Raw genomic sequence first — 24,814 nt, 5'->3', positions numbered from 1 at the left:
CGAAACACGCATGCGCAACAACCAGCCGGTCTACGACAAGGAATACACGCTGCGGGATGAGCAGTACCTGATCTCCCGCACCGATTCCCGCGGCCGCATCATCTACGCCAATCCGGCCTTCGTGGAAGTCAGCGGTTTCTCGCGCGATGAACTGGTGGGCGCGGCCCACAACATCGTGCGCCACCCGGACATGCCCGAGGCCGCATTCGAAGACCTTTGGAACACCATCCAGCGCGGCCAATCCTGGACCGGCGTAGTCAAGAACCGCCGCAAGGACGGCGGCTTCTATTGGGTGCTGGCCAACGTCACACCCATCAGGGAACGGGGCGAAACCGTCTGCTATGCATCGGTGCGCGTCAAGGCGACGCCCGCCCAGATCGAGGCCGCCGAAGCGGCCTACGCCAAGCTGCGCGATGGCACGGCGCGCGGCATCCGGCTGTGCGGCGGGCAAGTCAAACCCACGGGCGTGCGCGGTGTCCTGGCGCGTTTGAAAATCTGGCGGCTCACCGGTGTGCGCTCGCGCATGCTGGCCTGGGCAGTGCTGGCGTCATCGCTGTTCCTGGGCGCCGCCGGCCTGGCGCTGTATGACATGCACGAACGCATGAGCGCCGAAGCGCTTGCCGGCGCGGCGGCGTTGGTCGCGGGCGGCGTGCTGCTGATATTCGCGTCCGGCTGGGGCTTTGCCCGCTCGATCACCGGGCTGCTCGTAACCGCCACCGATTTCACGCGCCAGATCGCCGCGGGCAACCTCAGCACGCCGTTGCCCGTGGGCGCCGCCCAGGACGAAATCGGCGCACTGAAATTTTCTCTGGAGGTCATGCGCAAGAGCCTTGTCAGCATCACCCGCGACGTGCATGCCGGCATCGAAAGCGCCTTGAAGTCAGCCGCAGAAATCGCCGACGGCAACGCAGACCTGTCCGCCCATACCGAACGCCAGGCGGCGTCCCTGGAAGAAGCCGCCAGCAGCATGGAACAACTGGCGGCCACCGTGAAGCAGAACGCGGACAATGCGCACGGGGCCGACAGCATGGCCGGCCAGGCCAGCGCAGTGGCCCGTCATGGCGGCCTGGTGGTCGATGAAGCCGGACAGGCCATGCAGGGCATCGTGCAAAGCTCGGCCCGCATCTCGGAAGTGGTCGGCATCATCGACGGCATCGCTTTCCAGACCAACATCCTGGCGTTGAACGCCGCAGTCGAGGCCGCCCGAGCCGGAGACGCCGGCAAGAGCTTTGCGGTGGTGGCGAGCGAAGTGCGCAGCCTTGCACAGAAAAGCGCCACCGCCGCCCGCGAGATCAAGGCGCTCATCGAGGCCTCCAATGCGCGCGTGGGCGAAGGCGCGCGCCACGTCGAGCGCGCCGGCGCTAGCATGCGTGACATCGTGGAATCGGTGCATCAGGTCACGCGGATCATGAACCAGATCGCCGCGACATCCTCGGACCAGCACGCCGGCATCGACAACGTCCGCCGGACGATCGCCGAAACCGACACCGCCGCGCAGCGCAACGCCGCGCGCGTCGAGCAGGCATCGCAGGCCGTGGAGAGCCTGCGCATGCGCAGCGCCCAACTGCGCCATGCCATTGAAGTGTTCCGCGTCGTGGGCGGGCCGGCAGCGCCACGCACGGCGCTTTCCACGCCCGGACCCGCCGCCATGATGCCCACGCCCAAAGCCTCGCTTATCCTGCTTGGCAACCGGGTCGTGTAGAACGGGCGCGCCGCGCCGGATCGACGTCAGTATCCAAGGCCCATGCTCGACACAGGTGAAGCGCCCCGGCACACGCTACGTAGAAATATCGTAGGATGCCGGGCCGCGGACTCAATACGGCGCGCCGTGCGCTCGGGCATCATGGACAAGCAAGCGAAGAACATCCTCTTCAAGACCTACTGGAGCGCCAAGGGCTGGATCGACGCGGCGCAGCGGCGCACCTCCCCCGAGGACTTCGCGTACGCAAAGGCCAAGGGCCTGATGTTCGACCCCGTCAGCTTCACCCATGACGAATGCCTCGCGGAAATCCTTGCGCTGCGCGATAGCGTCCCCGCAGCGCTGGCGGCGCGCGCGTTTCTCGCCAGCCTTTCCAGCCGCCGGCTGGACTGGCGCTCCGGACTGGCTTCGTTCCAGGTTGCGCAGCATCTGTCGCCACACGCCTATGCGCCCGTGACGACAGGCCAGAGCTACGGCCCCGACGGCAGCGTCACGCGCGTCAGCCACGCCTGCGGCGTTTGCCGCGACGCGCAAGACAGCGTGATCGCCCATGACGCCTACAAGAACGTCGACCTCAACGTGATGAACTTCGAGCGCATCAAATGGGGCGGCGTGCGCCACGGCATGCTGGAATACACGTGGTTCGACCTGCGCGAATTGGCCGCCAATCCGGTTCCGGAGCCCACCGCGCAGGACATCACGCTGTTGCGCGGCATTCTTGCCACGGCCGCCAACTGCGAACCCAAGGACGGGCCGGGCGCGCTGGAACAGAAGCTCAAACCAGTGATCGCCTCGTCAAAGGCAGAACGACAGATGCTGATCGACATACTGGCCTGCGCCGGCGTGCTGCGCCCGCTATCCCAGGATCGCTCGGTGAACGGGCGCAGCGATTGGCGCTATGTCGGGGCCTGGCGTGGCGAGGACGGGTATTCGCAAGACGCCGTGCAGCGTTGGTTCGGCGACTATCTATAAAGCTGCGCTGCGCGGCAACACACGCAGCGCCCGTGGCCGGCGAAAAGTTCAGGCACCGCCGGCCGCATCCTTGTCCAGGCGTTTGATGAACACCTGCAATTCCTTGACGACCTGCTGGTCGCCTCGGTCGTGGGCCGCCTGCAGGCCGGACTCCCATGCCGCGCGTGCGCCCGGCTTGTCGCCCTGCCCCAGGCAGGCCTTGCCCAGCCATTTCCAGGCCACCGAATAGCCAGGGTCGAACGCCAGCGCCGCGCGCAGATGCGCTTCGGCCTCTTGAAAGCTGTCCTGTTCGACATAGGCCTTGCCCAGCGAAAAACGCAACAGCAGGTTGTCCGTGCCTTTGGCCAGCATCGCCTCCAGGCGCTCGATCATTCCTTCCATCTTCTGGCTCCTTTCGTGTCTGGCGCATCCGGCAATAACGCATGATAGGTCCGGCCTGCCGCGAATGGCCGCAAAGCCCCCGCAGGCACTGGGGCCGCGTCTCGCCCACCAACGTCCGGCTGCAAGGCGGCACCCTCCCCGCGGCCGCCTGCCGGCGCTACACTCGCAGGTCCATCCCGCCGCCGACGCCTTGCGTCCGGAAGCTCGATTCCAGGAGCCCGCATGAGCACCATCCATGATTTTTCCGCCCGCGCCATCGACGGCACGGAACAGTCCCTCGGCACTTATCGCGGCCGCGTGCTGCTGGTGGTGAACGTCGCGTCCAAATGCGGTTTCACGCCGCAGTATTCGGGCCTGGAAGAACTCTACCGAACGCTCAAGGACGACGGCCTGACGGTGCTGGGGTTTCCGTGCGACCAGTTCGGCCACCAGGAACCCGGCGACGAAGCCGAGATTCGCAATTTCTGCAGCACCCAGTACGACATCACCTTCCCGCTGTACGCCAAGATCGACGTCAACGGCCCCAACGCCCACCCGCTGTATCAGTGGCTCAAAGGCGAAAAGCCCGGCGTATTCGGCACCGAAGGGATCAAGTGGAACTTCACGAAGTTCCTGGTGGGCCGGGACGGCCGCGTCATCAAGCGCTACGCCCCCACGGATACCCCCACCAGCATCCGCGAAGACGTCGTCACGGCGCTTTCCGCCGCGGTCTAACGCAACGGCGGCAGCCGCCTGCGGACGGTATGCGCCTTGACGATGGCCGTATTGGTCTCGGCGAACTCGGTCACACGGTCAAGAATGCCGTCCAGGTGCGAGATCGACCTGAGCACCATCCGGGCGATGAAGCAATCATCGCCCGTCACTTTGTCGCACTCGACAAATTCGGCAATCTCCTGGATCAGGCCTTCGACGTGGCGCAACTGCCCGGGCAAGGGGCGGATCCGCACGATGGCTTCCAGCGAATAACCCAGGGCCACGGGATCCACGTCCAGCGTGTACGCCCGGATCACGCCGGATTCCTCCAGCCGTCGCAGCCGGTCGGCGACGCTTGGCGCAGACATGCCGACCTGCCTTGCCAGATCGGCCGTGGTGGTGCGCGCGTTGGCCGACAGCATCTCCACCAGTCGGCGGTCGATACCGTCCAAAACCGGGTTTTCGTTTTTTAGGTCGTTTGGCATAAATTCCACCCAAAAGAAGGTTTCGGCCCGAAAGTGCCACGACAACATCATATAAGACGTTCCAACCGCCTGGGATAATTTCTCCATCGAATCCATGGCCGAACGGCCTTTTCGGAGAACATCATGATCCCTTCCACCGAACGTAGCGGCCTTCTGCAAATGGCGGCAGCCATGACGCTGTCGGGCACCTTGGGCGTGTTCGTATTGGAATCCGGGCAAAGCGCCTGGAACGTTGTCTTCTTTCGCTGCGTGTTTGGCGCCTTGTCTCTCTTTCTGTATTGCTGGGCGCGCGGGTTGCTCAAGCCGGGCCTGTTCACCGCCCGCACGCTGGGGCTGGCGCTGGTTGCGGGCGCAGCGCTGGTGCTGAACTGGGTCCTGCTGTTCTCGGCCTATCGCCTGGCCTCCATTTCCCTGGCCACCGCCGTCTACAACGTGCAGCCCTTCTTCCTGATCGGCCTGGGCGTGCTGTTCCTGGGCGAGCGGCCCTCGCGGGGCAAGCTTGCCTGGTCGGTCGTCGCGTTTGCCGGTCTGCTGCTGGTGCTGCGGCTGGGCGATACCGCCGCTGCGGGCGGCGCGGCTTACCTGTCTGGATTGATGCTGGGCCTGGGCGCGGCTGCGCTGTACGGCGTCACCGCCATCATCGTGAAGCGCCTGAAGGGCATTGCGCCGCAAGTGCTGGCGCTGGTGCAGGTGACGCTGGGCGCGTTCATGCTGTTGCCCATGGCGGACTTCAACGCCCTGCCTGCCCAGCCGGTCCAATGGGCTTACCTGGTGGCGCTGGGCCTGATTCATACCTGCCTGATGTACATCCTGATGTACTCGGCCATTCAGAAGCTGCCCACGACCTCCACCGCCGCGCTCAGCTTCATCTACCCGGCGGTCGCCATCCTGCTGGACTTCGTGGTGTACGGCCACCGGATGGATGCCACCCAGGTCGCGGGCGTGGCGCTGATCTTTCTTGCCGCCGCCGCCGTCAGCCTGAACTGGACCTGGCGCCTGCCCGGCAGCCCGCGGCCCGGCGCGGTATAAGACAGCGATCGACCGGGCTTCGTCCCAAGGATGCGGGCCGGAGTAAAACGGGGGCTGGCGTTGCGGGGAAACCCGCACCCGGCCCCCGGTTATTCAGGCAGGCGTCCGGCATGCGCCGCTATCATGGCCGTTCCATCCGCGGGCTGCGGCCCGCGCCGCCATGACGACCAGGACATCCCAATGATCGATCTTTATTACTGGACAACCCCCAACGGTCACAAGATCACGCTGTTCCTCGAAGAAGCTGGCCTGCCCTACAAGATTCATCCCATCAATATTGGCCGCGGCGATCAGTTCAAGCCCGAATTCCTGGCCATCGCGCCCAACAACCGCATCCCCGCCATCGTTGACCAGGCGCCCGCGGACGGCGGCGCGCCGATCCCGCTGTTCGAATCCGGCGCAATCCTGCTGTACCTGGCTGAAAAAACGGGCAAGTTCCTGCCCGCCGACATCCGCGGCCGCGCCGAGGTGTCGCAATGGCTCTTCTGGCAGATGGGCGGGCTGGGCCCGATGGCCGGACAGAACCATCACTTTTCCGGCTACGCGCAGGAACGCATCACCTACGCCATCGACCGCTACGTCAGGGAAACCAACCGCCTGTACGGGGTGCTGGACAAGCGCCTGGCGGACCGCGAGTTCGTCGCGGGCGACTATTCCATCGCCGACATGGCGGCGTATCCGTGGATCGTGCCCCACGCCAAGCAAGGGCAGGACCTGAACGACTTCCCGAACCTGAAGCGCTGGTTCGACGCCATCCGCGCCCGTCCGGCCACGCAGCGCGCCTATGCGCTGGCGGACACGATCAACACGGCCCCGTCCGTCAGCGACGAGGAATCGCGCCGCATCCTCTTCGGCCAGACCGCCCAGAACGTCGCTCGCTGAAGGAGGCGCCATGACCGAACCGCAACGAGTCTTTCGCCGCGCGCGTCTGGCGGATCTGCCTGCAATCGTGGCGATGCTGGCCGACGATACGCTGGGCGCCAGCCGCGAGGACGCGACCATCCCGCTGAACCCCCGCTACACCGCCGCGTTCGACGCAATCCAGCAGGATCCGAACCAATTCCTGGCCGTGGTTGAGCAGGATTCACAACTGGCGGGCTGTTTGCAGTTATCGTTCATACCCGGCCTGTCGCGGCTGGGCCAGTGGCGGGGCCAGATCGAAAGCGTGCGCATCGCCTCGCCGTTCCGCAACGCGGGCCTGGGCCGCGCCATGTTCGAATGGGCGATAGACCAATGCCGCAGCCAAGGCTGCAGCCTGGTCCAGCTGACCACCGACCGCGCGCGTCCCGATGCGCGCCGGTTCTATGAAAGCCTGGGTTTCACCGCCAGCCACGATGGCATGAAACTCAGCCTGTAACGTCTGATTCTGAAAGGAGCGCCCAATGCCTTTGCATGGCGAATACAAAGTCCCCGGCGGCAAGCTGGTCGTCGCGGATCTGGAAGTGCGCGACGGCCGCCTGGCCGACGTGCGCATCAGCGGCGACTTTTTCCTTGAACCCCCCGAAGCCCTGGAAGCCATCAACCGTGGCCTGAACGGCATGCCGGCCGACGCCGGCGAACTGGAGCTGGCGGTTGCCGTGCAATCCGCCCTGCCCGCCGACGCCGAGATGTTCGGCTTTTCGGCCGAAGCCATTGCCGTCGTGCTGCGGAGGGCGCTGGCATGACCCGCACCGACTGGAACGACTACGACTGGGAACTGATCCATGAAGGGCCCCAGCCGCCCGCGCTGCACATGGCGCTGGATGCCGTCATCACCGACGAAGTCGGCGCCGGACAGCGCCGGCCGACCTTGCGCATCTGGGAATGGTCCGCTCCCGCCGTCGTGATCGGCCGCTTCCAATCCCTGAAAAACGAAGTCGATCCGGACGGCGCCCGCCGCCACGGCATTGAGGTCGTGCGCCGCGTCAGCGGCGGCGGCGCGATGTTCATCGAGCCGGGCAATTCCATCACGTATTCGCTCAGCGCGCCGCAGGCCCTCGTCCACGGCATGAGCTTCCAGGAATCGTATGCCTTCCTGGACGCCTGGGTGCTGACCGCCCTGCGGGGGCTGGGGATCAAGGCGTGGTACCAGCCGCTGAACGACATCGCCTCGGACATCGGCAAGATCGGCGGCGCCGCCCAGGCCCGCCGCGCGGGCGCCGTGCTGCATCACGTCACCATGTCATACGACATCGACGCCGATAAAATGGTCGAGGTCCTGCGCATCGGACGCGAGAAGCTTTCCGACAAGGGCACCACCAGCGCCAAGAAGCGCGTCGATCCCCTCCGAACCCAGACCGGACTGGCGCGCGAGGTCATCATCGACCGCATGGTGGAAACTTTTGCCGGCATGCATCGTCTGACACCGGGACAGGTGGGCAGCGAAACGCTGGCTCGCGCGCAAGCGCAGGCGGACGAAAAGTTCTCCACCGCCGATTGGACGGGTGTCGTGCCCTGACGGCAGCACCCGGGTTTTCTGGAGGTAATTCAATGCGTCGCACATTCACGCCGCAAGGCGCGATACGCGGTCTGATCCTGGGCGCCGCCCTGCTGGCCTTGGCCGGCTGCGGCAGCACGCCCCCGTCGAACATCACACTGGCGTCGTCGGACGCCCAGTCGTCAGCCACCCCCGAAAAGCTGGGCGACCTGTCCACCGAACGCATCAAGTGGGCTTCCAGCAAGCCGGGCTGCGAAGGCGACTGCCCACGCATCGAGATCGACAGCGTCGCCTTCCCGGGCATACCCAAGTTGACCGCGTTGGTTGACCACGTATTGGCCTACATGACCGGCACGGACGCGAACCGCCGCGGTCCGTACGACACGCTGTCGGAATACACGAAGTACTTCTGGTCCACCGCGCAACCGCGCGACGCGACCTACTTCAAGGCCAGCGTGAAAGACACCGTGGGCGACGTGGTGTCCATTGAACTGCACACCGAACAGTTTTTGACGGGCGCGGCGCACGGCATACCGGCAACCCAATACCTGAACTGGGAACGCAGCCGCGGCCGCGTGATGAGCCTGGACGAAGCGCTGATTCCGGGCCGCCGCGCGGAATATGTCGCCGCGCTGCAGCGGGCGCACGCCAAATGGCTGACCGGCAACCCGGACGCCAAGCGGGATCCGGCCGCCTACAACAAGATGTGGCCCTTCCAGGAAAGCGACAACTTCGCCCTTACGCGCGAAGGCATCGTGGTCAAGTACGACGCTTACTCGATCGCCCCGTATTCGCACGGAGAGCCCGAACTGGCCATTTCCTACCAGGACCTGCGCGGCATCCTGAAGCCGGATCTGCTTCCCGCATCCTGATGCGGCTGGCGGCTCGCGGAACGGCCGCGTGAACCCGCCGCCGTCACCCCCGGACAGCCCAGGGCTTTCGTGCCCCAAATAGGAATCGCCCCTTGCGGGGCGATTCCTTTTTTTTGTCTCTCTCTGCCTCCTCGACGATGCGCCGCAAGGACGCATCGCCGATTCAGTCTTTACGGATACAGGCCGCGAACCTGGCGCGCCTGCAGGATGCGCGTGCAAGCGACGATGAACGCGGCGGTGCGCAGGGTCACCTTGTGCTCGCGGGACACTTGCGCCACGGACGCATAGGCTTCGCGCATCAGGCGTTCAAGGCGCTGGTTGATCTCTTCTTCGCTCCAGAAGAAGCTGGAGAAGTCCTGCACCCATTCAAAATAGCTGACCGTCACGCCGCCGGCGTTGGCCAGCACGTCGGGCACCACGTAGACGCCGTTTTCGGCCAGGATGTCGTCCGCTTCCGGCGTGGTCGGGCCGTTCGCGCCTTCCACGACGATCTTCGCGCGCACCTTGGCGGCGTTGTCCACGGTGATCTGGCTTTCCAGGGCTGCCGGGATCAGGAACTCGGTTTCCAGCGTCCAGAACTCGTTCTTGTCCAGCGCCTGGCCGCCCGAGAAGCCGCCCACGCCGCCGGTCTGCGACACGTGCGACAGCAGCTTGTGCACGTCCAGGCCTGCGGGGTTGTGCACGGTGCCGGTGTGGTCCTGCGCGGCAATGACCTTGGCGCCGGCTTCGTGGAACAGGCGGGCAGCGGTGCCGCCCACGTTGCCGAAGCCCTGCACGACGACGCGCGCCTTCGACACGTCGATGTTCTGGTCGCGCGCGGCTTCGCAAGCCACGACGAACACGCCGCGGCCGGTGGCCTCGACGCGGCCCAGGCTGCCGCCCAGCGCGATCGGCTTGCCCGTCACCACGCCAGTGGCGGTGGCGCCTTCGTTCATGGAGTACGTGTCCATCATCCAGGCCATGGTCTGGGCGTTGGTGTTCACGTCAGGCGCGGGAATGTCCTTGGAGGGTCCGATGATGACGCCGATCTCGCTGGTGTAGCGGCGCGTCATGCGTTCGAGTTCCGAGGCGGAGAGCTTGCGCGGATCAACGCGGATGCCACCCTTGGCGCCGCCGTACGGCAGGTTCACCGCGGCATTCTTGACTGACATCCAGGCGGCCAGCGCCATCACTTCGGACAAGGTGACGTCCTGGTGGAAACGCACGCCGCCCTTGCCCGGGCCGCGCGACACGTTGTGCTGCACGCGATAGCCTTCGAAGTGGGCGATGGTGCCGTTGTCCAGTTCGATCGGCACGTCGACGATCAGCGAGCGCTTCGGACGCTTCAGCGTCTCGACCCACCGGCTCAGAGAACCGAGGTACGGCGTGACCCGGTCGACTTGTTGCATGTAATTACCCCAGGGGCCGAGGTCCTCGGCATTCAGATAAGACGGCAAGGCATGGGTGGGAGTTTGAGACATGAGCATGCTCTCCTGACAAAGTTGCGCCATTTTATCCACGAAAATACTAGTGTCCCTATTTAAAGTTTAAATATTTTAAATAGGGACGTATAGGCGTTGCGGATACCGAACGGGTCGCAGGCCGGCCCTGAAGCTGCGTCTATCCTAAGCCCCCGAACCGCACCCGTCCAGCCTGCGGCGCTGGCTCCGCCGGGCGGCGGACACCGGGCGGAGCCCCGGCCCCCAAGCTCAAACAAAAAGGGCGACCTCCCAAAAGGATGTCGCCCTCGCCCATCGGCATGAACCCAGCGGCGCGCGCGCCCAACCGTCAGGTCGTCATCAGCTGCCAGGCCAGCCGCGCCGCCGCGCGCGCGCCGTGGCCGTCGATGTCGAACGTCGGGTTGAACTCCGCCATGTCGGCCACGCGCAGCTTGCCGCTCGCCTTCACGCGCAGCACGATTTCCTCGATGACCGGCATCGGCACGCCGTAGGGCGCGGGCGCGGAAACGCCCGGCATGACACCGGCGGGCAGCACGTCCAGGTCGATCGTCAGGTACACGTGCTGCGCCCGGCCCAGCAGCGCATCGACGTCCGCGAGTCGCGCCTCCAGGTGGCGCTCCTGCATGTCGCGATCCTCCACCCACACGGCGCCCACTTCGGCGGCCCGGGCGTACAGCGCAGGCGTATTCGCCAGGCGCGACACGCCCAGGCAGGCGTACTGCAGCGCGCGCCCTCGCGCCTCGCAATCGCGCGCGATCTGATCGAACGGCGTGCCGGAGCTGCCCGGCCGGCCGGTGCGCAGGTCGAAATGCGCATCCAGGTTCAGCACCAGCACATCGCCGGCATCGCCGCGCACATCCAGCCAGCGCCGGAGGCCCTGGAAGCTGCCCCAGGCGATCTCGTGCCCGCCGCCCAGCACCACGGGCCGGGCGCCCTGCTCCAGCAGTTCGGCCACCCGAAGGCCCAGGCGTTCCTGGGCATCTTCCAGCTCGTCGCCCTGGCAGGCGACGTCGCCCGCGTCCAACAGGCGCGTCAGGCCGTGCGCGGGCAGGCCCGCCATGAATTTGCGGATGCCCGCAGGGCCGGCCGCGGCGCCGACCCGGCCCTGGTTGCGGGCCACGCCCGCGTCGCAGGCAAAGCCCAGCAGCACGGCTTCACCCTGCTCGCCCTGCCCGGCGTGCGCTTGCACGACGTGCGCCAGCCGGCGCGTATCGCCCTGTTCGGCGCTGTCGTCGCGCGCTTTCCAGAGACTCATGTCCAGTTGCGCCACACTCATGCCGCCGCCCCCGGACCGGCGCTAAGCACCGCCTGGAGGAATTCACGGGTCCGGGCCTCGCGCGGCTCGCTGAAGATGACTTCCGGCGGACCCGATTCAAGGATCACGCCGCCATCCATCACGGCCACCACGTCCGCCACATCGCGCGCGAAGCCCATTTCATGGGTCACGACCATCATGGTCATGCCTTCGCGGGCCAGCAGCTTCATGACCTGCAGCACTTCGCCCACCAGTTCCGGATCCAGCGCCGACGTCGGTTCGTCGAACAGCATGACCTGCGGCTGCATGGCCAGCGCGCGCGCAATGGCCACCCGCTGCTTCTGCCCGCCCGACAGGCTGGCCGGCATCGCCGACATCTTCTGCGACAGGCCGACCTTCTTCAGCAGGTCCGAGGCCAGGGCATTGGCTTCCTCGCGCCCCATGCCGCGAAGCTTGCGAGGACCGACGGTCACGTTGTCCAGCACCGACAGGTGCGGAAACAGGTTGAAGCCCTGGAACACCATGCCCACCTGCATGCGCAACTGGTTCAGTTCCGCTTCGGGCAGCATCTGGCCGTGGTCCTGCAGGGTCTGGCCGCAGATCTCCACGGTGCCGCCCTGCGCCACTTCCAGGCCATTGCAGCAACGCAGCAGCGTGCTCTTGCCCGACCCGCTGGGCCCGATGACCACCACCACCTGCGACGGGAGCACGTCGAAATCGATGCCGCGCAGGACGGCGTGGTCGCCGTAGGATTTGTGCAGACCGCGTATGCGGATCATTTCATCTGTAAGGTTGGCGTGGCTCATTGCACCATCCCTCCGGCGCGCAGGCGATGTTCCACCTTGCGCAAAATCACCATGGCGACCGTCGTCAGGACCAGATAGATCATGGCCACCACCAGGTAGGTTTCCAGCGAGCGATACGACACGCTGATGATCTTCTGCCCTTCGTGCATCAGATCGTGAATGGTCAAAAGGGACACCAGCGCCGAGTTCTTGATCAGCGCGATGAACTCGTTGCCCAGCGGCGGGATCATGCGCACCACGGCCTGCGGCAGGATGATGATGCGCATGGCCTGGCTGGACGACATGCCGAGCGAACGCGCCGCCTCGGTCTGGCCGCGGTCCACCGACTGGATCGCGCCCCGGACGATTTCCGACACGTAAGCCCCGGAATACATGCCCAGGCCAAGCACACCGCAGGCAAACGCCGGCAGGGTCACGCCGAACTGGGGCAAGCCGAAGAACCAGATGAACAGCTGCACCAGCAGCGGCGTGCCGCGAAAGAACAGCAGATACGTGCTGCAGAGGTGATAGACGACACGGCGCTGCGGGTTGAGCCGCCCCACGCCGACCAGAAGCCCCATCACGCAGCCCAGCAGCAAGGCGCCGGCGGTCACCTCGATGGTGACCGCCGCGCCCCGAAGCAGCGCGTCGAAATCGGCAAAGACGGGAGAAAAATCCAGGTTCATTTCGCGGGGGCCTCGAACCACTTGTTCACGATGGCCTGATAGCTGCCATCGGCCTTGAGCTTCTTCAGGGCGGCGTTCAGGTCACGCGTCAGCTCAGGCTTGCTCTTGGGCACGGCGATGCCGTAGTCCTCGGTCGTCACCTGCTCGTTCAATACGGTCAGGCCCGTGGTGTTCTGCGCAAACAGCTTGGCCGCAGGCTTGCCCGTCACCGCCGCGTCGGCGCGGCCGATCTGCACCAGGTTGAACATTTCCTGGTTCTTTTCGACTTCCACGCGCTGCACCTTCGGGAAGTGTTCCTTCAGGTAGTTGACCGACTTCGTGCCGACCTGCACCGACACCTTGCGGCCGTCCAGGTCCTTCAGCGCCTTGATGTCGCCATCGGCCTTGGTCAGCACCACCAGGCCGCCCGCGTAGTACGGGTCGGTGAAGTCCACGACTTTGCTGCGTTCGGGGGTGATGTAGATGGCGGACACGGCGATGTCGGCGCGGCCGGCCTGCAAGGCTGGGATCAGCCCCTTGAAGTCGATGTCGATCCATTCGACCTTCTTGCCCATCGCCCCGGCCAGCGCTTCGACCAGTTCGATATCAAAGCCGGTGCGCTTGCCGTCTTTGACGAATTCCATGGGCGGGAAGGTCGCGTCCGTTACGGCGCGGATGGTTTCCTGGGCATGCGCGGGGCCGGCGGCCCAGGCAAGGCCAAGAGTCAGGGCGGCGGTCAGCAGTGTGCGGCGAGTGGTCATGGTGGGTCCTATGGAAGTGGGTACGGCGATCGTTGCGGCTGTAAAACGTTCAAGAAAGGTGCAGCGTGTAATCCGATAAATGCGAGGCAAACCTGGTCAGGCGGATTTCAACCGCTCTGAAATGCGGCGGGCGGCTGCGACGGTCATGTCGATCAACGCATCCGGACGCTGCGCTGCGCGGGTGGACGGGGCCATCAGCGTGATCGACGCGACGGCCTGGTTCGCGCGCTGGAAGATCGGCACGCTGACGCCCCACACGCCGGAATCGACTTCGCTGTCGGTCACGGCGTAGCCCTGCGCCCGGATGGCTTCCAGCTCGTTTGCAAGGCGGTCGGCGTCCACGCCCGCCTCGGACGCCAGGTAAGCCAGCGCGGCCTGAAGGCGGGCATGCGGCATGAACGCCAACAGGGACTTGGCCGATGCCCCGCGCGCCAGCGGCAGTCCGCGGCCCTTGGTGAACGAACAACGCAGTGGATGCTGGCTCTCGACCATGTCCAGACACACGGCCTGGTCCTTGACGGCGACGAGCAGGCCGATGGTTTCTCCGGACGCCGCCGCCAACGCCGCCATGTCCGGCTGCGCCTCATGAATCAGGAAAGACGACTGGTCAAAGCCCCAGGCCAGTTGCACGCACAGCGGTCCGGGCCCGTATTCACCTTCATGCTCGGCGACGAAACCCCAGCGCTTGAGCAGTGCGATCTGCCGATAGAGCGTGCTTTGCGCCAGACCGGTCTTTTCGGCCAATGCGGCGATGCTGAGCGGGCCGTCGTGACGGGCCAACGTAGCCAGCACATACAGGACGCGATCCGCGCCCGCCCCTACGGACGTATCCGACATAAGAATTCGACCCCCAGCAATATGCCGGCGAGATTATCAATTTGTGGTGATGCATCCAGGAATTTTTCCCATGCATTGAGAATCGCAAGGGAAAACCCCGAAATCCGGACGCAAAAAAACCCGCCGGGCGGCGGGTTTGGGGTGGGCTGCAGCGGCGGAATCCGCCGGCGGCCTTCAGGGCGCGGGTGGCTTCTCGTAGTCGGAAAGCCCGACCCCGGACACGCCCTTCACGCCACCAGTGCGTTCAGGCGCCTGTGCGGCCGGCGCGGGCTGGGGAGCAGGCGCGGGGGCCTGCCCGGCCGCCGGGCTCGTCCCGACCTCTTGCTGGGATCCAGGTCGAGCCGACGCGCGGCGCTTCCTCTTGGCGTCTTCTTCCTTCTGGATCATGGCCGTCAGTTCGGCCGCCAGCGCCTCCGATTTGCCCGTGGCCGCCCACGTGGCCGCGTCCTGGCCCTTCGTGTCCTGCGTCGTGACGTCCGCGCCGGAGCGGATCAGCAACTCAACCATGGGCTTGCGGCCAGACAGAGCCGCCATCATCAACGGGGTCTCGCCGTTGGGCGCCGGCGCATTGACCATGGCCTTGTTCGCCAGCAGCAGGCGCGCCATTTCCATCTGCCCCTTCGACGCCGCGTAGTGCAAAGGCGTCCAACCCAGGCGGTTGACCTGGGCGCCGCGCGCGATCAGCTTTTTGGCGCGCTCGGTCTGGCCAGCGATCGCCAGGTACATCAGGGGCGTCTCGCCCGCCGGGTTTTCGGCGTTGACATCGGTGCGCTTGTCGGCCGCCAACACGTCGAACACCTTCCAGGCGTTATCGACCACCGCCCGCATGATGGCCGGTTGGCCGTTCTTGTAACGCACATTGGGATCGGAACCTTGCGCGAGCAGGTCCTTGATGTCGTCGGGGTAGTCGTTGGCGACATAGACCCACCAGTCGCCGGGATTGGCAGCTTGCGCCGCGGGCGCGGCGAGGCCAATGGCCAGCGCCAGCAGTCCGCCGCGGCAGCACGAGAGAAAGGCGTTTTGGGCAGATGCGTAGCGGGTGGCCATGGCTATCCTATGAATCGAATTCGGGAAACAGGTCGGACTTACTTCGGAATTTTGCTGAAAAGCTTGAAGAAGTTTTCGGTGGAGGCGCGCGCAACCTCGGCGACAGTGATGCCACGCAGGTCCGCGATCTTCTCGGCGACGTGGATCACCTTGGACGGATCGTTGAGCTTGCCCCGATACGGCACGGGGGCCAGATACGGCGAATCCGTTTCGATCAGCAGACGGTCCAGAGGCACGTTGGCGGCGACTTCATGCACGGTCTGGGCATTCTTGAACGTCACGATGCCGGACAGCGAGATATAGAAGTTCTGGTCCAGCGCGGCCTGCGCCACTTCCCAGGTCTCGGTGAAACAGTGCATCACGCCGCCGACGTCGGCAGCCTTTTCTTCGCGCAACATGCGCACGGTGTCCTCGGCAGACGACCGCGTGTGCACGATGAGCGGCAGGCTGGCCTCGCGCGCGGCGGCAATGTGACGGCGAAAGCGCTCGCGTTGCCAATCCAGCGGCTCCGACAGGCGGTAGTAGTCCAGCCCGGTTTCGCCGATGGCCACCACCTTGGGGTGCTGGGCCAGACGCACCAGTTCCTCGGGGGTGGGATCCGGCGTGTCTTCGTAATCGGGATGCACGCCCACCGACGCCCAGAGCCGCGGCTGGGGTTCCACCAGCGACATCAGGCCCGGCCATTCCGGCATGTTGACGCTGACGACCAGCGCATGGGTGACCTGGTTGGCCGTCATGCGGTCAAGAATGGCCGGCAGATCGGCCGCCAGTTCGGGGAAATTCAAATGACAGTGTGAATCGACGTACATGGTGAGTCTGGATGATGGAGCCGCGGCGCCCCGCCCCGTTGCCGGGCAAAGCGCCGCCGGATCAAGGGCTTACGCCTGGCAGGATAGCACCACGCGTTGCAGGGTGGCGTGCGCGAAGAGCTTGGCGTTCAAGGGATGCGTGGCCAGCGCGCGCTGACGCGTCAGCCAGCGCGCGGCCTCCGCCACGCGGGCGGTGTTCATGCGCGAGGCCACCTGCGCCACGCCAGCCGCAAGCGACGGAAAGTAGCGCACGGGCGCGCCGGCGCTGGCCAGCATCAGGTCGGTATACAGCCGTTGCAGCGCGTCGATCCACTCCGGCGCCGCGATCTTTTCCAGGGATTCGGCCAGCGTGCCGACATCGGGCGCCTGCCCCTTGGCCAAGGGCGCGACCAATTGGCCCAGCCATGCCGGACACGCGCTTTCTCCGGATTGCGCCAGACGCAGCGCCGCCAGCGGCGCGCCTCCTGCGGCAGCCAGCCATTCGCGCGCGGGCTCCACGTTCTGGTCACGCAACCATTGCAATGCGGTATCCGCGTCCGGGGCGGGCAAAGGCAGACGCCGGCAACGCGACACGAGCGTCGGCAACAGGCGGTCGGGCGCGTCCGCCACCAGCAGGAACACGGTGTGGGGCGGCGGCTCTTCCAATACCTTCAACAGGGCATTGGACGACACGACGTTCAAGGCGTGGGCCGGATACAGCAAAGCCACCCGCCAGCCGCCGCGATGCGTGGCGGTGTTGAACCAGGATTCCAGCGAGCGGATCTGGTCGATGCGGATTTCCTTGGAGGGTGCGCGCTTGGCGGCGCCGGTAGCCGGTTCCGCGTCTTCCTGCTGTTCAGCCGCGTCGGCGCCCTCTTCCACCGCCACCGCCTCGGGGCGGATGCGGCGCAGGTCGGGGTGGTTGCCGCTGGCAAACCAGGCACAGGCCGCGCAATGGCCGCAGGCCAGCCCGTTTTCGGGGGTTTCGCACAGCAGGCTGGCCGCCGCGGCCACCGCGAAATCCAGCTTGCCGATGCCGGCCAGCCCATGCACCAGCCAAGCGTGCGCGAACCGGTCGCGATTGCCCAGCCAGGCTCGGGCGGTGTCCATCTGCCAGGACAGGAACTGAGGCGCGCTCATGCGGGGACGGCCAGCAGTTCGCGCAGTCCGGCCTCGAGCTGCGAGCGGATCTCGGGGATGGAACGGGTGGAGTCGACGATATGGATGCGGCCGGGGTCGGCCTTGGCGCGCGCGTGGTAGGCCTCGCGCGTGCGCTCGAAAAACGCGGCGCCCTCGCGCTCGAAGCGGTCCGGCTCGCGGGCGTCGGCCAGCCGCGCCCGGGCCACCTCCAGCGGCACGTCAAAAAGCCAGGTTCGATCGGGCTGCCCCGCGCGCATCCAGTCTTCCAGGATGGCGACGCGCTCGGCGCCCAGGCCGCGACCACCGCCCTGGTAGGCGTAGCTGGCGTCCGTGAAACGATCACAGACCACCCAGGCGCCGCGCGCCAGCGCGGGCTCGATCACTTGGCGGGCGTGCTCGCAACGCGCCGCGAACATCAGCAGGGTCTCGGTGTCCAGGCCCATCGCGTCGGTCAGCAGCAGCGCACGCAGCTTTTCGCCCAGCGGCGTGCCGCCGGGTTCGCGGGTGGAGACCACCTCGACGCCTTGCGCGCGAAGGAAATCCGCGATCCAGACGGTGTGCGTGCTTTTGCCCGCGCCGTCGACGCCCTCCAGCGTAATGAAGCGTCCGCGTGAGGTCATTGATCTTGTCCTTTTGCTGATTCGGGTTCGGGATCCGCCGCCATCACCGGGGCGTCGGTCGCCGCAGGCGTTGCTGCGGGCGCGGGAGCAGGCGCCGCCGGCGGCGCGGTGCGCTGGCCCTGCCCCAGGATATAGCGCGAGACGTTGCGGTTGTGCTCGGACAGATTGGCCGAGAATTCGCTGGTGCCGTTGCCGCGGGACACGAAATAGAGGAACTTGTGCTGCTCGGGCTGCACGGCCGCAAGCAAAGCCGCCCTGCCGGGCGCCGCGATCGGCGTGGGCGGCAGGCCGGGACGCGTGTAGGTGTTCCAGGGCGTGTCGGTCTGCAGGTCGCGCTTGCGGATTCGTCCCTGGTAGGCATCGCCCATGCCGTAGATCACGGTCGGATCGGTCTGCAGCAGCATGCCGATCTTCAGTCGGTTGGTGAACACGCCGGATACGCGGCGGCGCTCCGGACCGTGGCCGGTTTCCTTTTCGATGATGGACGCCAGCACCAGCGCTTCGTACGGCGTGGCCACGGCGACGTCGGACTGGCGCTTATCCCAGGTGTCGTTCAGAATGCGCTGGCCTTCCTGGTAAGCGCGGCGCAGCAGGTCGAAATCACTGCTGCCCGGCGTGAACACATAGGTATCCGGGAAGAACAGGCCTTCAGGATGCTTGATGTCCGATCCCAGGCGTTCCATCAGCGCTTCGTCGCTGATGTCGCCCAGCGTCTGCTTGACGTCGGGATTCTCGCGCAGCGCCTGGCGGATCTGGCGGAACGTCCAGCCTTCCAGGAACGTGATCTGGCGCTGCGTCATGTCGCCGCGCGCCAGGCGCTCGAGCAGCAGCCACGGCGTATCGCCGTTGATCGCCTGATAGCCGCCCGCCTTCATCAGCTTGTCGCGTTCGGACAGGCGCGCCATCAGGACGAAGCCCGGTTCCCAGACAGGAACACCCACCGCATTGAGCGCGCGCGCAACCGTGCGCGGACTGCTGCCCGGATCCACTACAAAGTCGATCTTGTCTGCGGCCAGCTGCATCGGACGATGCATCCAGGTGTAGGCGCCGCCCACCACCGCGCCAATGGCCAGAACGATGAGCAGCAGGAACAGCAGGACGAAATTTCGGAGTCGCTTCTTCATAAGTGTCGGAAGTTTAATGGATCGCGGGCCCAAGCCGGGCCACAACCGGGGCCAGATCGTGCGGCACGGCCCTTTGCTCGTCGGGGGCATGCCCATGGCGACGGGGGAACGCGGCTATCATCAGCACTTTGATGACGCGATAACCCGCCGACATGCACGCCTTTTACTCTTCGATCCCCGTCCGCGCCGAAGGTTGCGCACAATGCGCGCCCCTGGAAGACCTGGCCGTCTTCACCGCCGCCGGCGCCGACGCCCTGACCTTCCTGCACGGCCAGCTAACGCAAGACGTCACAGGCTTGCCCGCGGACGCGGCCCGCCTGGCCGGCTACTGCACCGCCAAGGGACGCCTTCTGGCCACCCTGGTGATGTGGCGCGGGGCTGCAGGCGGCGCGGACGACGCCCCCCAGCTCTACGGCATGGTCCGCCAGGATCTGTCCCAGGCCCTCATCAAGCGTTTATCCATGTTCGTGCTTCGCGCCAAGGTCAAGCTTGCCGCCGCGCCGCTGCACGTGGCGGGCGTCCAGGCCACGCCCGAACAGGCCGCTGCGCTGGAAGCCATTGCCGGCGCATTGCCTCGCGCCATGTGGCAGCGCGCCGACCTGCCATCCGGCACCTGGATCGCGGCGCCGTCGGCCGACGAGCGCCTGCGCTGGTGGTGGATCGCGTCCGATGCGCAGCTTGAGCAATCCGGCGCCCTGGCCCAGGCGCTTGGCCTGGCTTCCGCCGAACACTGGCAGGCAGCCGACCTGGCGGCTGGCATCCCCTGGATCGCCGCAGCCACGCAGGACGTCTTCATCCCGCAGACCGTCAATCTGGATCTGGTCCAGGGCGTCAGCTTCACCAAGGGCTGTTATCCCGGCCAGGAAGTGGTGGCGCGCAGCCACTATCGGGGCACCGTCAAACGGCGCATGGCGTTCGGCACCATCACGGACGCCGCCCTGCAAGGCGAAACACTGGCCGGCGTGGACGTGTTCGACGCCACCCAGCCCAACGAGGCCATCGGCCGCGTGGTGCAGGCCGCCAACGACCAGGGCGTGGTGTCGCTGCTGTTTGAAACCACCCTGGCTGCGCTGCCCGAAGGAGACCTGCGCCTGCGCGCCGCCGACGGCCCGCGCATCGCAGCGGCGCCGCTGCCCTATTCGATCAATCCCTGATTCGGACCCATCCGCCCTGCGGGGCGGATCGCGACATTTAGACCGCCACGCCGAACAGCGCGCCCACGCCGGCCGTCACCGCCATCGCGGCCGCTCCGAGCACGGTGACCCGCAGGGCGGCGGGCAGCTTCGGTGCGCCCCCCGCCTTGGCCGCCATGGCGCCCAGCGACGCCAGGCAGATGATCGACGCACAGCCGACCCAGCCAATCAGGTGCGGGACGGGCGCCACCGCGGCCACGGCCAGCGGCACGGCGGCGCCCCCGGCAAACGATGCCGCCGACGCCAGCGCCGCCTGAACCGGCCGGGCCCGGTTGTGCAGCGAGATGCCCAGTTCGTCGCGGGCATGCGCGTCCAGGGCGTCATGACTGGTCAGTTGGCGCGCCACCTGCTGCGCCAGGTCGCGTGTCAACCCTCGGGCCACGTAGATATCCACCAGTTCGGCCAGTTCTTCGGTGGAATTGCGCTTGAGCGAGCGTTGCTCCATGCGCAGGTCGGCGGCCTCGGTGTCGGCCTGGGTGCGAACCGACACGTATTCGCCCGCCGCCATCGACAGCGCGCCGGCTACAAGGCCGGCCAATCCGGAGGTCAGGACAGCGCCATGCGAGGCCTGGGCCGCCGCGACGCCGGTAATGAGACTGGCCGTGGACACGATGCCGTCATTTGCGCCCAGCACTGCGGCGCGCAGCCAGTTGCTGCGAAAAATCCGATGATGTTCTTTTGCTGGCATTGCCGGAAAATCCATGCGACGCGCGACAGGCGCGCGGCGTGCCGGGAGGCCCCGACATGCCGCGCGCGGGATTCATCGCGGCGTCACGCGCACCGCGGTCAGCAAGCCTATCACGCACAGCGTGGCCTGCTCATGATCGTACGCATGCATCTCTACTTGGCAGACCGAAAGACGCTTGCCAGGCTTGACCACCCGCCCGCTTGCGATGAAGCGGTCGCCCTTGGCCGGCGCCAGGAAATTCATCTTGAATTCCGAGGTCAGCACGTCTTCGCCCGGACTGAACAGCGTGTACGCCGCATAGCCGCCGGCGCTGTCCGCAATGGTGGTGGAAATGCCCGCGTGCAGGAAGCCGTTCTGCTGGCACAGGTCGGCCCGGTAGGGCAGTACGATGTCCACCCTGCCCGGCTCCACCAGGTCCAGCTTGGCGCCAAGTAGCACCATGATGCTCTGCTGGTCAAAGCTGGCCCTGACCCGCCCGGCGGGATCCACCGGGGAAAGTTCGGCCGCCATGTCAGTCCTGGTCACGCTTGACCAGGTTGACGATGCTGGAAAAGTCCAGCTTTCCGGAACCGCCCGCGCTGTGCAGCGAATACAGGTTGCGCGCCAGTTCGCCCAGCGGGATGGATGCGCGCGCGGCCAGCGCGGACTCGGCCGCGAGGCCCAGGTCCTTGAGCATCAGATCCACGCCAAAGCCGCCCGCGTAGCCCTTGGAGGCCGGCGCATGGTCCATCACGCCAGGCCAGGGGTTATAGAGTTCGGTGGCCCAGTTACGGCCGGAGCTCTTGGCGATGATGTCGGACAGCACCTTGGGATCCAGGCCGTTGGCCACGCCCAGCGCCAGGGCTTCGGACGTGCCGGCCATCAGGATGCCAAGCAGCATGTTGTTGCAGATCTTGGCGACCTGGCCAGCGCCCGCGTCCCCCGCATGGAAGATGTTCTTGCCCATCTTTTCCAGCACGGGGCGGGCGCGTTCCAGCGTTGCGGCCGCACCGCCCACGATGAACGTCAACGTGCCCGCGGCCGCACCGCCGGTGCCGCCCGAAACGGGCGCATCGATCATGGCGATGCCGCGCACCTGGGCCGCCTGCGCCACCTTGCGCGCCGAATCCGGCGCGATTGTGCTGCATTCGATCACCACCGCGCTGGACGGGATCTTGCCAAGCAGGTCTTCGCCAAGATACAAGCCTTCGACGTGCTTGCTGGCAGGCAGCATCGAGATCACGACCTCAGCCCCCTGGACCGCGTCGGCGGCGGATGCGGCCGCCGACGCGCCGGCGTCGGTCAGCAGCTTGACGGCCGCCGGGACCAGATCGAAAACCTTGAGGCTGTTGCCGGCCTTGACCAGGTTCAATGCCATGGGCGCGCCCATGTTGCCCAAACCGATAAACGCGATGCTGCTCATGATGTCTTGTCTCCTGTTGCTATTGCTGTAGGTATGGATTCATCGTGACCTGCGTGTCGGGCTGGCCGGCCCTCCCGGCCGGCCTTGCGTCTCAGCGCCCTTCCTGGCCCAGATCGGCCAGCGGATGCGGCTCGCCTTCCGGCCAGGGCTCTTCAAAGAATTTCTGCACCCACGCATCGGTGGCCATGTCGATCACGGCCGGGTTCCAGCGCGGGTTCTTGTCCTTGTCGACCAGCAGCGCGCGGATGCCCTCGGCAAAGTCGCCATGCGACGTGCACGCCAGCGCGGCGATGTACTCGACCCGGAACACGTCGTCCAGCGAGCGCAGGCGCGTGCGTTGTTGCAGCGCGAAGACCAGCCGCACCGATCCGGGCGATCCCGCCAGCATCGTCTTGGCCGCACGCGACAGCCACGGATCTTCGTGGTCTTTCAACAGCGCCAGGTCTTCGTAAATTTCGTCCAGGCGGTTGCCGTTGCACAGGTTGTTGATCTGGAACGAATGCTGGCGCAGCGGACCGGGTTCCAACGGGGTGGGCGGTTCCAGCGCGGCCAGCGCGCGGCGCAGAAGGCCATCGTTGATGGAGCGCGGCGGAATCGCATCTTCGGAGGCGCCCGCGGCCTGACCGGCCCACGGCTGTTCTTGCAGGGAAGCCAGCAGCGCCGGCCAGTCCGCATGGTTCAGGCGGAAGTCCGCCAGCCCCGCGTAAAACGCGTCGGAGGTGTTCAGTTGCGCCCCCGTCAGCGCCAGGAAAAGGCCACTGCGGCCCGGCATGCGGTTGAGCAGCCAGCTGCCGCCCACATCAGGGAACAGGCCGATCGACACCTCCGGCATCGCCAGGCGCGAGGTCTCGCTCACGACCCGATGGCTCGCGCCCATCATCAAGCCGATGCCGCCGCCCATGACGATGCCATGGCCCCAGCACAGCACGGGTTTGGGATAGGTGTGGATCCGATAGTCCAGCCGGTACTCGTGCTCGAAGAAGCGACGCGCATAGGCGTTGCGCCAGCCGGGCTTGCCGGCGTTCTCGGTCATGCTGCCGTACAGTCCGTGCAGGTCGCCGCCGGCGCAGAAGGCCTTTTCTCCGGCGCCCTGCATCACGACGAGCGCGACGCCCGGATCGCGCGCCCAGGTGTCGAGCCGTTCCGCCAGCAGGTCCACCATTTCCAGCGACAGGCTATTCAGCGTTTGGGGCGCATTCAGGGTCGCGATCCCGAAGCGCATGCCATTGGCAGCGGTTCTTTCTTCGAACAACACCGGTGCATTCATCTTATGTCGGCTCCTTTTTCCAACAATTGGCGGGCAATGATCACGCGCATGATCTCGTTGGTGCCCTCCAGAATCTGATGAACGCGAGTATCGCGCACCAGACGCTCCAAGGGATAGTCCTTCAAGTATCCATAGCCGCCATGAATCTGTTGCGCGTCCAGGCATATCTGGAAGCCCATGTCGGTCGCGAAGCGCTTGGCCATCGCGCAGTAGGTCGCCGCGTCAGGGGCGCCGGCATCCAGCTTGCAGGCCGCCAGGCGCACCATCTGGCGCGCCGCCACCAGATGCGTGGCCATGTCCGCCAGCTTGAACTGCAGGGCCTGGAACTCCGCCAGCCGGCGATTGAACTGGCGACGCTCGTCCATGTAGCGCCGGGCGGCGTCCAGCGCGCCCTGCGCCGCGCCGACCGAGCAGGTGCCGATGTTGATGCGGCCGCCGTCCAGCCCCTTCATCGCGATCTTGAAGCCCTCTCCTTCCTGGCCGAGCATGTTGGCGGCCGGCACGCGGACGTTCTCGAACGTGATGGGACGCGTGGACTGGCTGTTCCAGCCCATCTTTTCTTCCTTGCGGCCGTAGCCGATGCCCTCGCTGTCGGCGGGAATGGCGAATGCGCTGATGCCGCCCGCCCCGTCGCCGCCGGTGCGCGCCATGACCACCAGCAGGTCGGTGTCACCGCCGCCCGAAATGAAGGCCTTGGCCCCGTTGACGATGTAGTCGTCGCCCTGTCGCTGCGCGCGCGTGGACAGCGACGCCGCATCGGAACCCGCGCCGGGCTCGGTCAGGCAGTAGGAGGCGAGCTTTTGACCGCTGGCCAGCAGCGGGCCCCAGGCCTCGCGCAGCGCCGGCTGCCCCCATTTACCTACCATCCAGGTGGCCATGTTGTGGATCGTCAGGAATGCCGTGGTGGACGGGTCCACCGCCGCCATTTCCTCGAACACCAGGGTGGCATCCAGGCGCGGCAGGCCCAGGCCGCCGATATCCTCGCTGGCGTAGATGGCGCAAAAGCCCATTTCGCCGGCCCGGGCGAACGCCTCGCGGGGAAAAACGCCTTCGGCGTCCCAGTGCGCGGCGTGAGGAGCCAGTTCGCCCTCTGCGTAGTCGCGCGCGGCCTGCGCGAACGCGCGCTGTTCGTCGGTCAGTTCCAAGTCCACAGCCTGTCTCCTGTTGTAGTGAGTATTGTCTGTTGGCGTTGCTGCCGTCTCGTGAACGCCAGCATGCCGATTTTGACATGACGTTGACGTAAACGTAAGCATGAA

At 66.2% G+C, this 24,814-nt stretch carries 28 protein-coding genes; 10 read left to right on the top strand and 18 right to left on the bottom strand.

The features are described from left to right. The first annotated feature begins 10 nt into the window (after window positions 1-10). Entirely contained in the window at window positions 11-1,702 is a 1,692-nt protein-coding gene (locus tag RT614_RS02660; protein ID WP_313620071.1) for a methyl-accepting chemotaxis protein, read from the top strand. 141 nt (window positions 1,703-1,843) lie between these two features. After that, complete coding sequence (locus tag RT614_RS02655) at window positions 1,844-2,671, top strand: hypothetical protein (protein ID WP_313620070.1); 828 nt, start codon at window positions 1,844-1,846, stop codon at window positions 2,669-2,671. Between the two features lie 48 nt (window positions 2,672-2,719). Here RT614_RS02655 and RT614_RS02650 read toward each other — a convergent pair whose 3' ends face one another. Next, on the bottom strand, window positions 2,720-3,052 hold the full coding sequence (locus RT614_RS02650; protein ID WP_313620069.1) for a tetratricopeptide repeat protein: 333 nt from the start codon (window positions 3,050-3,052) through the stop codon (window positions 2,720-2,722). Between the two features lie 222 nt (window positions 3,053-3,274). Between RT614_RS02650 and RT614_RS02645 the strand changes: the two genes are divergently transcribed. Next, window positions 3,275-3,766: a glutathione peroxidase gene (locus RT614_RS02645; RefSeq protein ID WP_313620067.1), complete on the top strand. Its 492-nt coding sequence runs from the start codon at window positions 3,275-3,277 to the stop codon at window positions 3,764-3,766. Here the strand turns inward: RT614_RS02645 and RT614_RS02640 are convergent. Then, the gene (locus RT614_RS02640) at window positions 3,763-4,230 is read right to left on the bottom strand and encodes an Lrp/AsnC family transcriptional regulator (protein WP_313620646.1); all 468 of its coding nucleotides are present in this window, start codon (window positions 4,228-4,230) and stop codon (window positions 3,763-3,765) included. The genes RT614_RS02645 and RT614_RS02640 overlap by 4 nt on opposite strands. A 123-nt stretch (window positions 4,231-4,353) precedes the next feature. Here RT614_RS02640 and RT614_RS02635 point away from each other — a divergent pair, with 123 nt between their 5' ends. The 6 genes from RT614_RS02635 (at window position 4,354) to RT614_RS02610 (ending at window position 8,547) form a co-directional block, all read left to right on the top strand. After that, window positions 4,354-5,259: a DMT family transporter gene (locus RT614_RS02635; protein WP_313620065.1), complete on the top strand. Its 906-nt coding sequence runs from the start codon at window positions 4,354-4,356 to the stop codon at window positions 5,257-5,259. Between the two features lie 180 nt (window positions 5,260-5,439). Then, window positions 5,440-6,141: a glutathione binding-like protein gene (locus RT614_RS02630; RefSeq protein WP_313620064.1), complete on the top strand. Its 702-nt coding sequence runs from the start codon at window positions 5,440-5,442 to the stop codon at window positions 6,139-6,141. Window positions 6,142-6,151: 10 nt separating this feature from the next. Then, complete coding sequence (locus RT614_RS02625) at window positions 6,152-6,616, top strand: GNAT family N-acetyltransferase (protein ID WP_313620063.1); 465 nt, start codon at window positions 6,152-6,154, stop codon at window positions 6,614-6,616. Between the two features lie 31 nt (window positions 6,617-6,647). After that, window positions 6,648-6,923 (top strand): lipoate protein ligase C-terminal domain-containing protein, encoded by a 276-nt coding sequence (locus RT614_RS02620; protein WP_056318682.1) that lies wholly within the window; start codon window positions 6,648-6,650, stop codon window positions 6,921-6,923. Then, complete coding sequence (locus RT614_RS02615; RefSeq protein ID WP_313620062.1) at window positions 6,920-7,696, top strand: biotin/lipoate A/B protein ligase family protein; 777 nt, start codon at window positions 6,920-6,922, stop codon at window positions 7,694-7,696. The genes RT614_RS02620 and RT614_RS02615 overlap by 4 nt, the downstream gene beginning before the upstream one ends. Before the next feature lie 32 nt (window positions 7,697-7,728). Next, window positions 7,729-8,547 (top strand): RsiV family protein, encoded by an 819-nt coding sequence (locus RT614_RS02610; protein WP_313620061.1) that lies wholly within the window; start codon window positions 7,729-7,731, stop codon window positions 8,545-8,547. Between the two features lie 170 nt (window positions 8,548-8,717). Here the strand turns inward: RT614_RS02610 and RT614_RS02605 are convergent, their stop codons facing one another. The 11 genes from RT614_RS02605 to mltG all read right to left on the bottom strand — a co-directional run bounded on the left by RT614_RS02605 (window position 8,718) and on the right by mltG (window position 19,008). After that, window positions 8,718-10,007, bottom strand: a complete 1,290-nt coding sequence (locus tag RT614_RS02605; protein ID WP_313620060.1) for a Glu/Leu/Phe/Val dehydrogenase — start codon at window positions 10,005-10,007, stop codon at window positions 8,718-8,720. 307 nt (window positions 10,008-10,314) lie between these two features. After that, window positions 10,315-11,262, bottom strand: coding sequence for a formimidoylglutamase (gene hutG, locus RT614_RS02600; protein WP_313620058.1), 948 nt, complete (start codon window positions 11,260-11,262; stop codon window positions 10,315-10,317). Beyond that, entirely contained in the window at window positions 11,259-12,047 is a 789-nt protein-coding gene (locus tag RT614_RS02595; RefSeq protein ID WP_313620057.1) for an amino acid ABC transporter ATP-binding protein, read from the bottom strand. The genes hutG and RT614_RS02595 overlap by 4 nt, the downstream gene beginning before the upstream one ends. After that, window positions 12,044-12,712: an amino acid ABC transporter permease gene (locus RT614_RS02590; RefSeq protein ID WP_313620055.1), complete on the bottom strand. Its 669-nt coding sequence runs from the start codon at window positions 12,710-12,712 to the stop codon at window positions 12,044-12,046. Before RT614_RS02590 ends, RT614_RS02595 begins: the two co-directional genes overlap by 4 nt. Further along, the gene (locus RT614_RS02585; RefSeq protein ID WP_313620053.1) at window positions 12,709-13,452 is read right to left on the bottom strand and encodes a transporter substrate-binding domain-containing protein; all 744 of its coding nucleotides are present in this window, start codon (window positions 13,450-13,452) and stop codon (window positions 12,709-12,711) included. The genes RT614_RS02590 and RT614_RS02585 overlap by 4 nt, the downstream gene beginning before the upstream one ends. 96 nt (window positions 13,453-13,548) lie before the next feature. Beyond that, window positions 13,549-14,289 (bottom strand): IclR family transcriptional regulator, encoded by a 741-nt coding sequence (locus RT614_RS02580; RefSeq protein ID WP_313620051.1) that lies wholly within the window; start codon window positions 14,287-14,289, stop codon window positions 13,549-13,551. A 174-nt stretch (window positions 14,290-14,463) separates the two neighbouring features. Then, on the bottom strand, window positions 14,464-15,336 hold the full coding sequence (locus RT614_RS02575) for an ankyrin repeat domain-containing protein (protein WP_313620050.1): 873 nt from the start codon (window positions 15,334-15,336) through the stop codon (window positions 14,464-14,466). Window positions 15,337-15,374: 38 nt separating this feature from the next. Continuing rightward, complete coding sequence (locus RT614_RS02570) at window positions 15,375-16,145, bottom strand: TatD family hydrolase (protein ID WP_313620049.1); 771 nt, start codon at window positions 16,143-16,145, stop codon at window positions 15,375-15,377. Window positions 16,146-16,214: 69 nt separating this feature from the next. Beyond that, window positions 16,215-17,264 carry a DNA polymerase III subunit delta' gene (gene holB, locus RT614_RS02565; RefSeq protein ID WP_313620048.1) on the bottom strand — a complete coding sequence of 350 codons (1,050 nt, stop codon included), beginning with the start codon at window positions 17,262-17,264 and terminating at the stop codon, window positions 16,215-16,217. Beyond that, a complete protein-coding gene (gene tmk, locus RT614_RS02560) occupies window positions 17,261-17,884 on the bottom strand; it encodes a dTMP kinase (protein ID WP_313620046.1) in 624 nt (207 codons plus the stop codon). Before tmk ends, holB begins: the two co-directional genes overlap by 4 nt. Continuing rightward, a complete protein-coding gene (mltG, locus tag RT614_RS02555) occupies window positions 17,881-19,008 on the bottom strand; it encodes an endolytic transglycosylase MltG (RefSeq protein ID WP_313620044.1) in 1,128 nt (375 codons plus the stop codon). The genes tmk and mltG overlap by 4 nt, the downstream gene beginning before the upstream one ends. Window positions 19,009-19,160: 152 nt before the next feature. Between mltG and RT614_RS02550 the strand changes: the two genes are divergently transcribed. Further along, a complete protein-coding gene (locus RT614_RS02550) occupies window positions 19,161-20,162 on the top strand; it encodes a folate-binding protein (RefSeq protein WP_313620042.1) in 1,002 nt (333 codons plus the stop codon). A gap of 37 nt (window positions 20,163-20,199) precedes the next feature. Here RT614_RS02550 and RT614_RS02545 read toward each other — a convergent pair whose 3' ends face one another. From RT614_RS02545 to RT614_RS02525, 5 genes are all read right to left on the bottom strand, one after another. Further along, window positions 20,200-20,889, bottom strand: coding sequence for a VIT family protein (locus tag RT614_RS02545; protein WP_313620040.1), 690 nt, complete (start codon window positions 20,887-20,889; stop codon window positions 20,200-20,202). A gap of 72 nt (window positions 20,890-20,961) precedes the next feature. Further along, entirely contained in the window at window positions 20,962-21,399 is a 438-nt protein-coding gene (locus RT614_RS02540) for a PaaI family thioesterase (protein WP_313620038.1), read from the bottom strand. A gap of 1 nt (window position 21,400) precedes the next feature. Beyond that, window positions 21,401-22,291 (bottom strand): 3-hydroxyisobutyrate dehydrogenase, encoded by an 891-nt coding sequence (mmsB, locus tag RT614_RS02535; RefSeq protein ID WP_313620036.1) that lies wholly within the window; start codon window positions 22,289-22,291, stop codon window positions 21,401-21,403. A gap of 91 nt (window positions 22,292-22,382) precedes the next feature. Continuing rightward, complete coding sequence (locus tag RT614_RS02530) at window positions 22,383-23,558, bottom strand: enoyl-CoA hydratase/isomerase family protein (protein WP_313620035.1); 1,176 nt, start codon at window positions 23,556-23,558, stop codon at window positions 22,383-22,385. Then, complete coding sequence (locus RT614_RS02525) at window positions 23,555-24,709, bottom strand: acyl-CoA dehydrogenase family protein (protein ID WP_313620034.1); 1,155 nt, start codon at window positions 24,707-24,709, stop codon at window positions 23,555-23,557. Before RT614_RS02525 ends, RT614_RS02530 begins: the two co-directional genes overlap by 4 nt. Window positions 24,710-24,814 lie beyond the last annotated feature (105 nt).

The organism is Achromobacter sp., from assembly GCF_032102605.1.
Taxonomy (GTDB): Bacteria; Pseudomonadota; Gammaproteobacteria; order Burkholderiales; family Burkholderiaceae_B; genus Achromobacter.
The sequence above is the reverse complement of the archived record's forward strand: the minus strand, read 5'-3'. Positions and strand labels throughout refer to the sequence as shown.

Excerpts from the sequence above, each read along its gene's own strand:
- RT614_RS02660 (WP_313620071.1), top strand. The coding sequence starts at position 11 with ATGCGCAACAACCAGCCGGTCTACGACAAGGAATACACGCTGCGGGAT.
- RT614_RS02655 (WP_313620070.1), top strand. The coding sequence starts at position 1,844 with ATGGACAAGCAAGCGAAGAACATCCTCTTCAAGACCTACTGGAGCGCC.
- RT614_RS02650 (WP_313620069.1), bottom strand. The coding sequence starts at position 3,052 with ATGGAAGGAATGATCGAGCGCCTGGAGGCGATGCTGGCCAAAGGCACG.
- RT614_RS02645 (WP_313620067.1), top strand. The coding sequence starts at position 3,275 with ATGAGCACCATCCATGATTTTTCCGCCCGCGCCATCGACGGCACGGAA.
- RT614_RS02640 (WP_313620646.1), bottom strand. The coding sequence starts at position 4,230 with ATGCCAAACGACCTAAAAAACGAAAACCCGGTTTTGGACGGTATCGAC.
- RT614_RS02635 (WP_313620065.1), top strand. The coding sequence starts at position 4,354 with ATGATCCCTTCCACCGAACGTAGCGGCCTTCTGCAAATGGCGGCAGCC.
- RT614_RS02630 (WP_313620064.1), top strand. The coding sequence starts at position 5,440 with ATGATCGATCTTTATTACTGGACAACCCCCAACGGTCACAAGATCACG.
- RT614_RS02625 (WP_313620063.1), top strand. The coding sequence starts at position 6,152 with ATGACCGAACCGCAACGAGTCTTTCGCCGCGCGCGTCTGGCGGATCTG.
- RT614_RS02615 (WP_313620062.1), top strand. The coding sequence starts at position 6,920 with ATGACCCGCACCGACTGGAACGACTACGACTGGGAACTGATCCATGAA.
- RT614_RS02610 (WP_313620061.1), top strand. The coding sequence starts at position 7,729 with ATGCGTCGCACATTCACGCCGCAAGGCGCGATACGCGGTCTGATCCTG.
- RT614_RS02605 (WP_313620060.1), bottom strand. The coding sequence starts at position 10,007 with ATGTCTCAAACTCCCACCCATGCCTTGCCGTCTTATCTGAATGCCGAG.
- hutG (WP_313620058.1), bottom strand. The coding sequence starts at position 11,262 with ATGAGTGTGGCGCAACTGGACATGAGTCTCTGGAAAGCGCGCGACGAC.
- RT614_RS02595 (WP_313620057.1), bottom strand. The coding sequence starts at position 12,047 with ATGAGCCACGCCAACCTTACAGATGAAATGATCCGCATACGCGGTCTG.
- RT614_RS02590 (WP_313620055.1), bottom strand. The coding sequence starts at position 12,712 with ATGAACCTGGATTTTTCTCCCGTCTTTGCCGATTTCGACGCGCTGCTT.
- RT614_RS02585 (WP_313620053.1), bottom strand. The coding sequence starts at position 13,452 with ATGACCACTCGCCGCACACTGCTGACCGCCGCCCTGACTCTTGGCCTT.
- RT614_RS02580 (WP_313620051.1), bottom strand. The coding sequence starts at position 14,289 with ATGTCGGATACGTCCGTAGGGGCGGGCGCGGATCGCGTCCTGTATGTG.
- RT614_RS02575 (WP_313620050.1), bottom strand. The coding sequence starts at position 15,336 with ATGGCCACCCGCTACGCATCTGCCCAAAACGCCTTTCTCTCGTGCTGC.
- RT614_RS02570 (WP_313620049.1), bottom strand. The coding sequence starts at position 16,145 with ATGTACGTCGATTCACACTGTCATTTGAATTTCCCCGAACTGGCGGCC.
- holB (WP_313620048.1), bottom strand. The coding sequence starts at position 17,264 with ATGAGCGCGCCTCAGTTCCTGTCCTGGCAGATGGACACCGCCCGAGCC.
- tmk (WP_313620046.1), bottom strand. The coding sequence starts at position 17,884 with ATGACCTCACGCGGACGCTTCATTACGCTGGAGGGCGTCGACGGCGCG.
- mltG (WP_313620044.1), bottom strand. The coding sequence starts at position 19,008 with ATGAAGAAGCGACTCCGAAATTTCGTCCTGCTGTTCCTGCTGCTCATC.
- RT614_RS02550 (WP_313620042.1), top strand. The coding sequence starts at position 19,161 with ATGCACGCCTTTTACTCTTCGATCCCCGTCCGCGCCGAAGGTTGCGCA.
- RT614_RS02545 (WP_313620040.1), bottom strand. The coding sequence starts at position 20,889 with ATGCCAGCAAAAGAACATCATCGGATTTTTCGCAGCAACTGGCTGCGC.
- RT614_RS02540 (WP_313620038.1), bottom strand. The coding sequence starts at position 21,399 with ATGGCGGCCGAACTTTCCCCGGTGGATCCCGCCGGGCGGGTCAGGGCC.
- mmsB (WP_313620036.1), bottom strand. The coding sequence starts at position 22,291 with ATGAGCAGCATCGCGTTTATCGGTTTGGGCAACATGGGCGCGCCCATG.
- RT614_RS02530 (WP_313620035.1), bottom strand. The coding sequence starts at position 23,558 with ATGAATGCACCGGTGTTGTTCGAAGAAAGAACCGCTGCCAATGGCATG.